Below are 14518 nucleotides of genomic sequence, written 5' to 3'. Positions count from 1 at the left end.
GAAAGATTCTTCGCTTCGCTTAGAATGACAAAGCTATAAAAATAAAATCTCCGGTAAGTACAAGTATAGTTACCGGAGATTAACAAGGATATTTTAGATAAAAATTACTTAATCTGTTTTAATAAATAACTACCATAACCACTTTTAACCAATGGGGTAGCAATAGCTTTAAGCTGCTCTGCATTGATAAAGCCCATGCGATAGGCAATCTCTTCAATACATCCGATTTTTAAGCCCTGGCGTTCTTCGATAATCTGCACAAATTGACCTGCCTGCATTAAAGAGGTAAATGTTCCGGTATCTAACCAGGCAGTACCACGACTTAACACGCCTACTTTTAATTTACCACGCTCTAAATAAACACGGTTTACATCAGTAATTTCGTACTCACCACGTGGAGAAGGTTTGATGTTTTTTGCGATTTCGACTACCTCATTATCGTAGAAATATAATCCTGGCACTGCATAATCAGATTTTGGCTGAACAGGTTTTTCTTCAATTGAAATGGCCTTTTTATCGGCGTCAAACTCAACTACACCATAACGTTCAGGATCTGATACCTGATAAGCAAATACTACACCTCCATCTGGGTCGGAGCTGGCCTGTAATAATTTCGCCATGCCATCACCGTGAAAAATATTATCACCAAGCACCAGTGCTACCTTATCTTTACCGATAAACTCTTCACCAATTACAAAGGCCTGCGCCAGTCCATTAGGTTCTGCCTGCACAGCATAGCTAAATTTACAGCCTAATGAAGCGCCATCACCTAATAATTTCTCGAAATTAGGAAGATCGTGTGGGGTAGAGATAATGAGTATTTCTTTTATCCCAGCCAACATTAATGTAGATAATGGATAATAGATCATCGGTTTATCGTAAACCGGCATCATTTGCTTACTACAAGCCAAAGTTAAAGGGTGTAAACGCGTTCCGCTGCCGCCAGCTAAAATTATACCTTTCATATTAGATTTGAGATTTGAGACATTAGATTGGAGTAAATAGTTCATCCTAATGATCTATATTTTTTATCTGTTATTGTCAATTTGTTTTATACACTCCACCAGGCTATCTCTCCAATAAGGAATATTAAGTTTAAATGTATTTTTTATTTTAGATTTATCCATTACCGAAAAAGCCGGTCGGGTAGCTTTAGTTGGATAAGCAGATCCTGGAATAGGATTTACTTTAACTGCTGTTTCACTGATATCAAAAATTGCCCTGGCAAAATCGAACCATGAGGTTACGCCCTCGTTGCTGTAATGATATATCCCGTAAGCTGAAGATGAAGAAGTAATCACATCAAAAATAGCATTTGCCAGATCGATAGCATAGGTTGGTGTACCTACCTGATCGGCAATGATATTCAATTCATCGCGTTCGGCACCAAACTTCAACATGGTTTTTACGAAATTATTAGCATATTCAGAATATAACCAGCTGGTACGGATAATGAAATGAGCAGGTAATATAGAAGCAACAGCTTTTTCTCCATCAAGTTTCGTCAAACCGTAAACATTGATCGGCTTAGCCTCATCATCTTCTTTAAGCAATTTTACTTCATTTCCTTCGAAAACGAAATCGGTAGAAACGTGTACTAATGTTGCATCATTGGCTAAACAAGCTGAAGCCAGATAAGCTGCGCCAGTTTCATTAATGGCTTTAGCCAAATCAAGTTCATCTTCTGCTTTATCAACGGCAGTATAAGCAGCACAATTGATCACATAAGCAGGTTTTTCTTTTGCTAAAAGATCATTTAAGCCACTTTCATTTAAAATATTTGCGTCTTTTTCGGGCGGAAAAACTATTTCAGTAATTACTCTTCGCTCTGCAACTACCTTCAAGCACTGGCCTAATTGTCCGCCGGCACCAATTACTAATATTTTACTCATATATGCTGTAGTTCGGCAAATGGTTTTAAAAGCAAATCTTTTTCTGAAACAGCCTGATCTTTTTCCGGTATCAACCAATCAATATTTAAATCCGAATCATTATAAATCACTCCGGTTTCGGAAGCTTTATTGAAAAAGTTATCACATTTATATAAAAACTCTGCTGTTTCACTTAATACCGAAAAGCCATGTACAAAACCTCTTGGAATGTATAATTGCAATTTATTTTCAGCGCTTAAACGTACGGCAATATGTTTACCATAAGTTGGTGAGCTCGGGCGTACATCAACGGCAACATCCAGTACTTCACCTTTAGTTACACGAACCAGTTTTGCCTGAGCAAACTCTCCTGTCTGCGCATGTAAGCCACGGATTACACCATAGGAAGAATAGGATTGATTATCCTGAACAAACCGACCTGATAAACCTGTTTTTTCTTCAAAAGTATTTTGGTTAAAACTTTCGAAAAAATAACCTCTTGGATCTTCGAATACCCTTGGTTTAATAATCAGGCAGTCTTTTAATCCTGTTTGTTCAATTTCCATTATTTATTGCTATACTGATGTTCGTAGTAAGATTGATAATTTCCAGAGGTTACATTGTTTAACCAGTCTTCGTTTTGCAGATACCAATCAACCGTTTTCGCTAACCCTTCTTCAAACTGTAAACTTGGTACCCAGTCTAATTGGTTTTGCAACTTACTCGAATCAATGGCATAACGTAAATCATGACCAGCGCGATCGGTTACATAAGTGATTAGTTTAGCTGATTCCCCAGCTTCGCGACCTAATTTTTGATCCATGATGGTACAAAGTAAATTGATCAGGTCGATATTTTTCCACTCGTTGTGGCCACCAATATTATAGGTATCACCAGTTTTTGAATTGTGGAAAATCACATCGATTGCCCTGGCATGGTCTTCTACCCATAACCAATCGCGTACATTTTCTCCTTTACCATAAACGGGTACAGGTTTATTATTTTTAATATTATTAATGGCTAACGGAATCAGTTTCTCTGGAAAATGATGAGAACCATAATTGTTAGAGCAGTTAGAAATAACGCAATCCATGCCATAGGTATCGTGGTAAGCCCTCACAAAGTGATCTGAACTGGCTTTTGAAGCCGAATATGGACTATGCGGATCGTAAGCAGTGGTTTCAGTGAACATACCTTCTTCACCTAAAGCACCATATACTTCATCGGTACTTACATGGTAAAAACGTTTTTTATCGTAATCGCCTTTCCAATATTCTCGGGCTGCATTCAATAAATTTACTGTGCCAATTACATTGGTAATTACAAAAGCTGTTGGATCAGAGATAGAACGATCTACATGGCTTTCTGCGGCAAGATGAATCACTGCATCGAAATTTTCTGTTTTAAACAGGTCAAACATCGCATTTGCATCTGTAATATCTTCTTTTACAAATCTATAGTTTGGCTTGTTTTCAATATCTGTTAAATTAGCAAGATTACCGGCATAGGTAAGTTTATCTAAATTAACAATTTCGTATTGAGGATAGTTATTGACAAAACGGCGGACTACATGGGAGCCAATAAAGCCCGCACCACCAGTGATTAAGATTTTTTTCACAGTTATTAAATGATTTTCAATTCGCTAAAGTAAGTTAGATTTATACAAAAAACAACTTAATTTTGACATAAGCTAAAAACTAAACAAAATAATTTAGAAGCAATTAGCAAGCTTTGGGCCATTATCTTTCCATAAAAAATAGATAAGCTAATGATTAAAATAGATATTCTATAATAAAGCATAGATATAATCTATCTTTAGATTTGAGCGCTTACATCGCCGCCACAGAACTTTCTAATTCTTTAAACCACTCTTCCCCATACTTACGAATAAGTGGTCCTTTTAAAAAACTATACACGGGTACTTTAAGCTCACGGCCGAAGGTGCAGGCATCGTGACAGATATGCCAGCGATCGTAGTTCAATACATCAAATTCAGGGTATTTGGTAATGCGGATAGGGTATAAGTGGCAAGAAATTGGCTTTTGCCAATCAACTATTCCCTGCTCATAAGCTTTTTCGATGGCGCATTTTGTAATTCCACCTTCAAAAAGCACATAAGCACACTCTTTATTTTTATCAACGCATGGAGTCGTTAAATCGCCATCTTCGTCAACAACATAAACGCCTTGTTCTTCAATGGCCTTAATGCCTTTTTCGTTTAACAGGTGTTTGATCTTCGGATAAATCTCTTCCAAAATAGCTTTCTCATCATTATCCAAAGGTGCGCCCGAATCGCCTTCTACACAACAAATCCCTTTGCACTTGCTTAAATTACAAACAAAGTTTTCTTTCAACACATCTTCGTGCACCAGCACCTGTTCAACTTCTATCATCATTATTCTTTCGCTAAAGCGTATTTAAGGCCGTCGGCCGATTTTAATTCCATGGTTACCGCGCCCACCAATATTTCTACCTGAGCTTTTACCGGTACGCGGTTTCCGTCGTCGGTTACCCAAAGGTACAACCTGCTGTCTTTTTTAAAAATCCTTCCAGGCTTTATTGAAGGACTGAATTTTAAACAGCGGATATTGCCTAGTTTATTCTTAACGGTTTCTTTACCAACATATTCAACCTCCAGTGCTGAAATTTCATCACCTAAGAAATAGTTCAGTTTAAATTTATCGCCAACTTTTATTTTACTGATATCCAAACTTCTGGCAAAATAATAGGCCGAAACAAGATCAAAAGTCTGGTTTGTTGGCGTGGTAAATGTTCCCCTGTTCGAAACTACTTTTTTTCCGTCCTGATTAAAACGTGCTTTATCCTGACGCTTATAACTGGCTTCGCGGATATTCTCCTGATAGAAATATGGCAAAAGGTCAGTTTTATCAATATAAGAATCGTAATGATCCCTTATTTTATAAAAAATATCGAAAGTACCTGAAGTCTGCGCATCAACAGTAAGTTTATAGGTAGGCCTGTTATCAAACTTTAAATCAGAATTGGTTACTTTAATGGTGGCTTCTGCTGCTGTAATAAACCCATACCTGAGCTTATATTGTAAAACTTCGCCTTCCTGAAATACAGCATCTTTCTTCAGCGGAAGTTCCTGAGCCACTGCAAAAAGGCTAAATAAGCTGGCCGTTAGGGTTATCAATATATTTTTCATTGCTTTTGTATTCATTTGTGTGTGGTTGAGAAAGAACAGGTTTTTTTAAAATCCACTCAAATTCTTTTCTCTATGAAGATATACAAAAAGCAAACCAAAATTTAATCTTTTCGCTTATATACAGGTACGGTAGAACACGGCTCGCCAAACATGATGCTTTTAACCACCGGAGAAAGCAAATTGGTAATTTCTACATAAGCCGAAACAGGTATATCGATGTCGCCGCAGCCTTTTACCACCACACGCTCATTAGCATAATCCTGCGGATTCACTTTAGACAAAGCTTTGGTAAATAATACTGCTTCTAAAGTATCCAGCCCACCAAAAACTACTTCATTGGCGTAAGGCTGTAATTTATTGGCCAATAACATATAAGCCCAGGTAGGAACAATGGCATCTGCAGAGCAGGTAATGGCAACGTTTTTATCCTGGTATTGTGCCCAATCGTGATCTTTGATAAAAGCCCTGAAATCTTTTTCTCTCAGCATTAAGCCATGAAAAAGATTATCTACAATATCATATACAACTCTTTCGCCTTTATGGTAAAAGTCTTCGAGGTTTAAGGTGATTAAACCGCTGCTGGCAACTTTATTAACAATGTTCTCTTGAATTTCCATGGCCTTAAATAAAAAAACCGTTCCGAAGATTTATCGGAACGGTTACAAAATTACGTATTTTCTGATTAATAGAATTTCACACGATTGTCTTTTATCTTGGCATTTTCCTGTAAAGCCTGGAAAGCTGATCCTAATGAACGCTGACCTAAACTTAACAACATGCTTTCTTTTTGTTTAAACATGTTTGCAATTGGAGCGGGATTTGTAAAACCATCAACGGTAAACACATATACACCGCGCTCGCCCTGAACAGGAGCAGATACTTTACCTGGCTGCGAACCAAATACACTACCTACTAAAGCATTTTCTTGTGCAACACCTGGAATTACCGGGTTGGCAAATACAACATTTTGAACTGGGTTAACCGGACGGGCAACTTTAGCAGCAACCTGATCTAAGTTAGAACCTGCATTAGCCAGTTTCTCTTTCAATTGCTTTGCTTTAACCGCATTGATTACCATTGGTTCGATTTCTTTTTTCACATCAGCCAATGATAGAATACCTTTAGGACTAATGTTGGTTAAGTGAGCTACCACATAAGCATTGCTCATGGTGTAAATTTCTGGTAATACATCACCTTTATCTGCTGCATAAGCATCCTGGATTAGTTTACGCGGATTATCTAAACCGGCTGCAAATCCTTGTGTTGGTGCAACTTTATCAGCCACACCTACTTTTAATCCTTTTTGGGTTGCAAACTTGCTAAAATCTTTACCTTTTACATCAGCTAAGAAACTGCTTGCTGCTTTATAAGCTGCTGCCTGTGTTTTGCTACTTGCTGCCAATGCTTTCTCTACATAAGCCAGTTTAGCTACTTTAGAAGAACCGATCTGTTTTTCGATTTTAATTACATGGTAACCAAATTGTGATTTTACCACTTTAATATCACCAGTTTTACCATCGAAAGCAGCGTTTTCAAATTCCGGAACCATTGCACCACGTGCAAAAGTACCCAATTCGCCACCTTTATCTTTCGAACCGTCTACACTGTAGTTTTTAGCCAGTTCGGCAAAGTTGCCACCTTTTAAAATTAATGCTTTTAATGAGTCAGCTAATTTAACTGCTTTATCTTCGCCACCTACTTTAGCAGGATCGATCAAGATGTGGCTTGCTTTTACCGAATCAGGAGAGATACGGGTAGCAACAACTTTAATAATTTTGTATGAGTTACCGGTTAATTTCGGACCGTAGAAGCTACCTGCAGGTAAAGCGAACACTGCTGAATCAATTGCAGGATCTAATTTCCCTTTTGTTAAGTAAGTAAACGGAACTTTAACTTCTGAATTGATTGCTGCGAAAAGTGAATCATTTTTAGCCACCTGGAAATCGGCAGCAATTTTATCAACCTGAGTTTTGATTGCTAATGAATCTGCCTTATTTGGGCTGATGCTGAATGTAACATATTCGAAAGCACGGGTTTCCTGAGGATTGTTGAAACGTGCCTTGTTCTGATCGTAATATTCTGAATAATCAGCATCAGTTAATTTAACCGATTTATCAGGAACAGAGGCATAATCTAAACTAACATATTTAAAGTTAGCCAGTTTATTACGGTTGTTATATTCATCTGTAGCTTCTAATGAAGTTACATAAACCGAGTTACGGATCAAGTTAGAATATTTGGTCTGTAATGCCTGGTTTTTAATCTCTTCCTGTAACATGGTAGATTGCTGTAAAGCCTGAGGTTCTTTCGATTTCAGAAAGTTCATCAAAGTAGCACGGTCTAACTGTCCGGTTTGAGGGTTCGAGAAATATTGTTTAATCAGCGGGCTGGGATTCTGGCCTTGTAATAAATCTAACAGTTCATCTTCTGATACGGTTAAACCTAAACGATCATACTCTTTGGTTAACAAAACTTTTGCAAGCTCTGCGTTCCATGCCTGATCTACCGCCATAGCAGTCATCTGTGCATTTGCACTACCGCCATATTGTTGTTTCATTTGGTTTACGCCCTGATCAACTTTTGGACCGAACTCGTCTATATTGATGTCGTTACCATCAATAGATCCTACAACTTTTTGATTTGCCGACCAAAAAGGTTTACCCACGTTAATTGCATCACCTACTAAAAATGCAACAATTGCAAAACCGATTGCGAAGACCAGGATGTAGCCCGCACGGTTACGCAAAAATGTCATTAATCCCATATTGTAATTATAAATTTATTTAGTTCTTTTTTAAGAGGGCGCAAGATACAAATTTGCATTAAAAAAGAAAATACAAAATTTTATTTATCAAGCGCTTAATTATTAAGGGAATGGAAGTCTCTTATTAATGATGGAAGGAATGAATTATTGATTGATAGAATGACAGAATTAGGAGAGGACTGAATTAAAGAATTATTGAAAAATATCAAAAAAATAGATCCAATAAAACATTCAATTAGTTCACCATTCTCTCATCCAATCATTTTTACTAAGGCGCCACGCCTTCTTTCATATTCAGCTCTCCGTTGCCGCTGTCCATTTCGTAAGTGCTAAAATCCTGAGGAGCTTTAAAATTAATCCCTTCACCGATACTGCCATCGGCACCTTTTACATACACGCGCTGGCTGGAGTAGAAATATTTTTTTGATTCGTCCCAGATCAGTTCCTGAGAAGAGAAAGTATCACCCTTGCTGTTCTTCACCACCACATTTTTCCTGAACTCGGTTTTAAGTTCAGCATCTTTCCTGATGGCATAATCGCAAACCAGGTTTCCGTCAATGGTTCCGTTAGGATTATAAAAATCGATGTTTACGCCTTTAACCATCTCCTGGTAGGAGCTTCCGTTGGCAGGCGTAACCTTATCCATTATTGGGGCATATCCTTTTGCTTTTACCCTTGCAGAATCGCTGTAAGTAATATCAACCCCGATTGTTCTGTCGCGCGATAAGATTGTCTTATTTATAGAAACTGAACTTGCATTTTTTAGATCGTCGTCTCCACATGATGCCAAAAATATAGGCAACACCAGAAACAAACCATATAAAACTGCGCTAAGTTTCATTAATCAACCCTGTACTTACGGAACCAGGTATCGTTTAAAGTAAAGCCTAAGTGGAAGTTAATGTACTGCTCTTTTACCAGGTTATTGTTTAAGGTCCCCCTTTGTCCAACTTCTGTTGTAAAATTGATTTTATAAAATGCAGTACCACCTGTTGCGGTTGGTAACGGGAAACCAAAACCTAATGATGCGCCCATTTGCTTAATATCCTGATTGTTGATCCGGATATATGTTTTATCATAGTTTACGCCCAAACGATAATCAATACGTTTCAGATAACTGTTATAAGAGTAGGCATCAGGTGTCCACTGACCACCCAATGATGCTCCCCAACTATCCTGCAAGCCCTGGTTTATACCATTGATACTGGTTTTTGACCATTTGCTCATTCTAAAATCGGCACCAACTAACCACTTATCGTTTTCCTGGATAGCGATACCAAAATTATGTGATAATGGTAAAGTAAGGCTTGATTTTCCGTTGTTGATTGAGCTCAAAGTATCAATAGCTGTATTTTCATTGCCGTCCTGATCTCTGGTATATTGTGTAGCAAAGAATGTTTGTGTAGAATTTATTTTACCCGAAGTACTACCAGAATAACCTAAAGTAACCAATGTTTTCTTGCCTACATTAAAATCATACTGGATTCCGTAAGAGTAATTTAATCCTGCAACACTGTTTTTATTCTGAAGTTTTGCGTTTAAGGCACCTGCCGACTGAAATTCGGTTGCACGTGTAGTTTGCAGGTTACCAAAAATATATTCTAAGTTACCCCCAATTCTTAAGTGATCGCCAAAACGATAACCATAGCCCAGATAAGCTTTTGATAAACCGCCTTCACCCTCGTAAAGCTGATTTAATGTTGTGGTATCAACTTTTGTAGTGCTTTTATAAGAATAACCTAAATCAGAATAAGGCAAAATACCAAAACTCAGGGCTGATCTTCTTGTAACAGGGGCTGCAAATGCCAGGTGACTGAAAGTAGAATTAAAGCTTGATTCGCTTAAATTACCCCTGGTTAAATTGGTTGTACTGGCACTCATGCCAATATCAATAGTAGTTAAGTTGATGCTTGCATACGATGCAGGGTTCTGCATATTGATGTTATTGAAACCGGTAACTTTGCCTACAGCAGTAGAAATACCACCCATTGCCCTAAACTGAGGCAATAAAGATCCTTTTATATTTCCAAGCCCATATCTTGAATATGGTGATGATGTGGTAACCTGTGCCTGCGCACCAAAACCACAAACTAGAACGAGTATGGCTGCAATATAATTTATTCTTCTGTACATTTTAATCTGCAATAGCTTCATTTAATCCTTTTAATACCAGGTAGGGATCTTTTATAATTTGAGGCGCAAAGATGCTGTTTTGTAATTGCTTATACAAAAAATTAGCATCGCCACCTGTTATAATCACCTTTAAGGCACTTTCTTTTTTATTATTTAGGGCAATAAAGCCTTCAATTTCATTTATTATTCCCTGTAAAACACCGTTTTTAATTGCCGACAGGGTATCGGTTCCTTCCTCTATCCCTTCTTTTTCATTCCATTCTACCAAAGGCAACCGGCCGGTAAATTCGTGTACCGCTTTAAAACGCATTTTAATGCCCGGGCTTATGCTGCCGCCAAAATATTCTTTCGATCGGGTTAGGGCATCATAGGTAATACAGGTTCCGGCATCTACCACCAAACTTGCGCTTGTGGGGTATAATCCGTTTGCACCTAAAACTGCAGCCCACCTGTCCAAGCCTAAAGTAACAGGTGTTTTGTATCTGTTTTGTACGCCATTAGTCAACAAGGTTGAAAAACGGATGTACTCGGTATGTTTCTTTAAAAATACTTCCAGTGGCCCAATTTCCTGGCTTACACTGCTGATGATGGATTTTGCAGGCGAAAATTTTTCGATCAGCTGCGCTAAATCAATGATGCCCAGTTTATTGAAACGCTGATGGTGAACAATTTCCTTATTTGCAAAAACTGCAACCTTAGCAGCAGAATTTCCAATATCAATGCTTAACCTGCGCATTTAAAATCTCCCTTTGCAAATAATATGTTCTTTAGAAATTCCAATGACTCCATTTTTTATCCATCTGATTAAAACCTAAAAGGCTTCAATTCTAAAATCATGCACAAAGCTATTAATCTTTGTCAAGTTTCGTTCTAGTTATTTGTTAAAAAAGGTTAAACAAACAGAAAATACTGGATAGAAAGTACAAATAAAAGGAACAAAGTTTCGTAAAACCAGCGTTTTTTGGCATTGCTGAAATAGTAGGCCAGCAGCACCGCACCGGGCGGTACACAGAGTAAAAAATGCCATGTTCTGAAATCGGGTTTCAGGTAAAAACTCGCTGCAGAAACGATAAACATAAAAAACAGCAGCTGGAAACTTTTCCTTGTACTGATAAAACTCCTGAAGAAATTTTCGCGCAGCTGTAAAGATGCCAGTATAATAATTACCGCCACCGGAATCAGCACCAGGTAATCGTTATAGTTGATTTTAAACACAGAAGGAAACTTATTGCCCAATGGCTTCCAGATTTGGTAAAATGAACTTAAATTATCATTCCAGTAATAAAATACCGCAAGAAAAAAGAATACGGTAATAAATCCGATCAGTCCGGCTACCCACTCACGCCAGTTAAACGACCTGAAAAGCAACAAGGCTAAAAAGATCATAAACAACATCACCATAAAAGGGAAATACACCAGCGTACCTACGGCAATAATCATCCCGATATCGAAAACCGTGTTGATTGAGTTGGCGCTTTTACCCAGTTTTAAAAATTTGTCGATAATCCAGATCAGCAGAAAATTGCAAATCAATGCCGGAGACAGGATCATGAAGGGCATAAACAAACTCGTTCCGGTTATAAACATCAGACCGGGCAAAAAACTGGGTTTGCCCAATAAATTGTGGTTATTTACGATGCGGTTAAAAATTAATGCCTGGATGTACACCAGTATGCCCGCAATAAAAATATTGGTAGATGGTGTAAAGGCATTCTCCAAATCTACATTGATCAACAACCTTGCAAAAGGTTCTAAAAAATCGAAGTTCAAATGCGCAGGTATTTCGTAAAAGATGGCCATACGCAAGAAAAACGTGTACGCCAGCAAGAATACGAGGTTAATTGGATTTAGCTTTCTAAACTGATTAATCATGCCTTTTTAAAGAGTAGGCAAAGTAAAGAAAATAATTTAAGAGTAGGGAAGAAAGATGAAGAGTGGAGAGCGGTAGGCGCTGAGCGGAAAGACGAAAGCTTAAAGCGAGGATTTGTAGAATTGTCAGTCTGAGCGGAGTCGAAGACCATTTGGTAGTTGAATGAGGTAGAAGAAAAGGCAAATCTATTATTTTTTGGAAAGCAGGTTCCGGCTCTTTTTGGTTAAGGCAGCCCTGCCATCCGCTTTACCTCACTGCGTTCGGTGCCCGCTCCTGCCAGGTTTATTGAACTGTGGCCTGTTCCCATTAGCAAAAAACTTTGTATTTAGCCCCGATTGAATGGATGCCCACGATATTTCATCGGGGCAGGAAGAAAAGCGGGACAGTTAAACCCGATGAGCACAACCGTTGCGCTCCAAAAACTATCGAATCAATCCTATTGCTTTAGAATGCTCAATTGCTTCTTCACTATTGTTAAATAAGCAAGCCCTCACCCCTTTATCTTCTACTTTTTTAAGTAAAGTCATGGTTTCTTCTGCTTTTTTAGGCCGGATATTGCGGATATAAACCGCTTCGATATTTTCGGGGTATTTTTCTACTATCGAGCTGTAAATTTCAGGGTCCTGCTGCGAATTATCGCCAAAAAACACAAATTTCTGGTTCGGAAAGGCATCCAGAATGCGCATTACCCTTAATAGTTTTCCTTCATGGCCGGTTTTGCCTGTTTTAATGAGGTCTTTCCATCTTTTTAAGGTATTTAATAGAAAAGCGCCATCGGGCAACTTGTTAAACTTAAAAGTTTCGATCAGGTAATCGTACAAATTCCACTCACTGCTGCTTACATAAAAAAAGGGATTTGGTTGCTCGGGATCAGTATGAGATAAGGCCAGCTGCTGGTAATGACTGGCCGCGGCAGGAAAAGTTTTCCGGGTATGCGGGTTTTTGATAAAAAGCTCCCTTAACCGCCTGCCGATGGTTGCCGAATGCGAAACCATAACGGTATCATCCACATCAGAAATGAAGGCATACTGCGTAATATGAGGTACATAAACTTTACCATCGCCAATATTTAAAACCTTTCCATCAGCATCTAGCGCTTCTACCTTTACATCGTGCCAGCCTGCCGGGATATTATGTTCTGCTTTCCATTCGAATTTAAAAAAGCCATCAGCTTCTGTTTTGTTATAAATCGTCTGATCAAAAAACTGCAGGCGCACCTCTGCAAAAGCATAGGGTTTTAAAATAAAAAGTTTCAGGAGATAAATGATATTTACAAAGATATTGTTGCTGTAAACCTGCTCTGTTTTTGCCTTATGCTTAAAAACGTGACCATAAACAACCAAATTTTGCTCGTGACCATAACCGTGATATACTTTTACACTAACAGATTTATTCATTGTTATTAAAACAGAGTTTATTAAAAGTTGTTTGTGAGGTAAACATAAGGTAACCAAAATGAAATTACTGTTCATCATCAATCCAGGCTCTGGAAGTCACGATATAAACTTAAAGGAAGTAATTTCTGCATATTTCGATGCAAAAAATACTGAAGTTGATCTGTTCGAATTGCCAAAAGACTGCTCTTTAGATAAGATAAAGGCAAAAATTACCAGTTCGAAAGCCGACCGCGTGGTGGCAGTTGGCGGCGACGGAACATTGAAGCTTGTAGCCGAATGTTTATTGAATACCGAAACGCCTATCGGGATTATCCCGGCAGGATCGGCCAATGGAATGGCGAAAGAACTGGGCATACCTACTGATATTGAAGAGGCTTTGGCCCTTTTGGAGGAAGGCCTGTTGCAAAAAATTCATGTGGTTAAACTGAACGATGAAATCTGTATCCATTTATCCGACCTGGGTTTTAACGCCTATCTGGTAAAGAAATTTGATACCCTGCCCGAGCGCGGCATGTGGGGCTATGCAAAGGCTACCTGGCACGCCCTGTGGAACCATCGCCGCATGGAAGTGCAACTGAAGCTTAAAGATGAAACGGTTACTTCAAAAGCGGCCATGGTGGCCATAGCCAATGCAACCATGTATGGTTCGGGATTAAAGATAAACCCTGACGGGAAACTGGACGATGAACTTTTTGAGGTGGTGCTGGTAAAAGATTATTCCTACCTCGAAATATTAAAGATATGGATCACAAAATTGCCTTTTAACCCCAAAAAAATTGAGGTTTTTCAAACAGCTGAGGTGAAAATTTCTTCTAAACATCAGGCGCATTTCCAGGTAGATGGAGAATATATTGGCAAAGTAAATACCGTTGAGGCAAAAATTTTACCGGCTGCCATAACCGTGGTTTTACCCGGCCAATCAGAATGAGGCGCGGTGAATCCTGATTGTAAAATATAACCTGAAAAATTCTGCAATAAAGCAGACACGGAATAAAATATCAAACCAGCGATCCCCCAGGCTTAAAATTTCGGGCAAATACGTAATAAAACCAATTGAAAATACCCAAACCACTAAACGGAAGGGAAACTGAATGTAATAGGTGATAAAACCGAATTTTTTGAACAGAATTAAACCCAGTGCAGAAATAAAAAGCGACACAAATAGGGGCAACAGTAAAATTACTTTAGCCTGCGATAGTATCTGATCTGGAATTTCATTTAAATGTGTTAAAATCTGCCAAAATTGTTTGGCCAGCAAGGCAATGCTAATGATATCCAGCAAGGCAAAAAATCGGGTGGTGTTTTTCATTAATT

Annotated in this window: 15 protein-coding genes; 1 reads left to right on the top strand and 14 read right to left on the bottom strand. The window is 38.4% G+C overall.

The features are described from left to right. Nucleotides 1-104 precede the first annotated feature (104 nt). The 13 genes from rfbA to ACTJKC_RS24350 all read right to left on the bottom strand — a co-directional run bounded on the left by rfbA (nt 105) and on the right by ACTJKC_RS24350 (nt 13204). Complete coding sequence (gene rfbA, locus ACTJKC_RS24410; protein WP_440796150.1) at nt 105-965, bottom strand: glucose-1-phosphate thymidylyltransferase RfbA; 861 nt, start codon at nt 963-965, stop codon at nt 105-107. A 63-nt stretch (nt 966-1028) separates the two neighbouring features. Beyond that, nucleotides 1029-1892, bottom strand: coding sequence for a dTDP-4-dehydrorhamnose reductase (gene rfbD, locus ACTJKC_RS24405; protein ID WP_440796148.1), 864 nt, complete (start codon nt 1890-1892; stop codon nt 1029-1031). After that, nucleotides 1889-2437, bottom strand: a complete 549-nt coding sequence (gene rfbC, locus ACTJKC_RS24400) for a dTDP-4-dehydrorhamnose 3,5-epimerase (RefSeq protein WP_440796146.1) — start codon at nt 2435-2437, stop codon at nt 1889-1891. The genes rfbD and rfbC overlap by 4 nt, the downstream gene beginning before the upstream one ends. Further along, on the bottom strand, nt 2437-3489 hold the full coding sequence (gene rfbB, locus ACTJKC_RS24395; protein ID WP_440796144.1) for a dTDP-glucose 4,6-dehydratase: 1053 nt from the start codon (nt 3487-3489) through the stop codon (nt 2437-2439). The genes rfbC and rfbB overlap by 1 nt, the downstream gene beginning before the upstream one ends. 211 nt (nt 3490-3700) lie before the next feature. Next, complete coding sequence (locus ACTJKC_RS24390) at nt 3701-4264, bottom strand: DUF3109 family protein (protein ID WP_440796215.1); 564 nt, start codon at nt 4262-4264, stop codon at nt 3701-3703. Between the two features lie 2 nt (nt 4265-4266). Beyond that, a complete protein-coding gene (locus tag ACTJKC_RS24385) occupies nt 4267-5040 on the bottom strand; it encodes a DUF3108 domain-containing protein (protein WP_440796213.1) in 774 nt (257 codons plus the stop codon). 101 nt (nt 5041-5141) lie between these two features. Continuing rightward, complete coding sequence (locus ACTJKC_RS24380) at nt 5142-5657, bottom strand: DUF2480 family protein (RefSeq protein ID WP_440796142.1); 516 nt, start codon at nt 5655-5657, stop codon at nt 5142-5144. 65 nt (nt 5658-5722) lie between these two features. Beyond that, nucleotides 5723-7795: a SurA N-terminal domain-containing protein gene (locus tag ACTJKC_RS24375; protein ID WP_440796140.1), complete on the bottom strand. Its 2073-nt coding sequence runs from the start codon at nt 7793-7795 to the stop codon at nt 5723-5725. A 277-nt stretch (nt 7796-8072) separates the two neighbouring features. Next, nucleotides 8073-8645, bottom strand: coding sequence for a hypothetical protein (locus ACTJKC_RS24370; protein WP_440796138.1), 573 nt, complete (start codon nt 8643-8645; stop codon nt 8073-8075). Further along, entirely contained in the window at nt 8645-9958 is a 1314-nt protein-coding gene (locus ACTJKC_RS24365) for an OmpP1/FadL family transporter (protein WP_440796137.1), read from the bottom strand. The genes ACTJKC_RS24370 and ACTJKC_RS24365 overlap by 1 nt, the downstream gene beginning before the upstream one ends. Next, complete coding sequence (locus ACTJKC_RS24360) at nt 9939-10673, bottom strand: type III pantothenate kinase (RefSeq protein ID WP_440796135.1); 735 nt, start codon at nt 10671-10673, stop codon at nt 9939-9941. Before ACTJKC_RS24360 ends, ACTJKC_RS24365 begins: the two co-directional genes overlap by 20 nt. Nucleotides 10674-10828: 155 nt before the next feature. Continuing rightward, the gene (locus ACTJKC_RS24355; protein WP_440796133.1) at nt 10829-11809 is read right to left on the bottom strand and encodes a DUF6427 family protein; all 981 of its coding nucleotides are present in this window, start codon (nt 11807-11809) and stop codon (nt 10829-10831) included. A gap of 420 nt (nt 11810-12229) precedes the next feature. Beyond that, entirely contained in the window at nt 12230-13204 is a 975-nt protein-coding gene (locus ACTJKC_RS24350) for an App1 family protein (protein WP_440796131.1), read from the bottom strand. A 58-nt stretch (nt 13205-13262) separates the two neighbouring features. Between ACTJKC_RS24350 and ACTJKC_RS24345 the strand changes: the two genes are divergently transcribed. Further along, nucleotides 13263-14132, top strand: a complete 870-nt coding sequence (locus ACTJKC_RS24345; RefSeq protein ID WP_440796129.1) for a diacylglycerol/lipid kinase family protein — start codon at nt 13263-13265, stop codon at nt 14130-14132. Here ACTJKC_RS24345 and ACTJKC_RS24340 read toward each other — a convergent pair. Further along, complete coding sequence (locus ACTJKC_RS24340) at nt 14124-14513, bottom strand: hypothetical protein (protein WP_440796127.1); 390 nt, start codon at nt 14511-14513, stop codon at nt 14124-14126. The two genes, ACTJKC_RS24345 and ACTJKC_RS24340, sit on opposite strands and share 9 nt — an antisense overlap. Between the last annotated feature and the right edge of the window lie 5 nt (nt 14514-14518).

Origin of the sequence: Pedobacter sp. 22226 (assembly GCF_052045455.1) — a bacterium.
GTDB classification, from domain to species: domain Bacteria; phylum Bacteroidota; class Bacteroidia; order Sphingobacteriales; family Sphingobacteriaceae; genus Pedobacter; species Pedobacter jeongneungensis.
The sequence above is the reverse complement of the archived record's forward strand: the minus strand, read 5'-3'. Positions and strand labels throughout refer to the sequence as shown.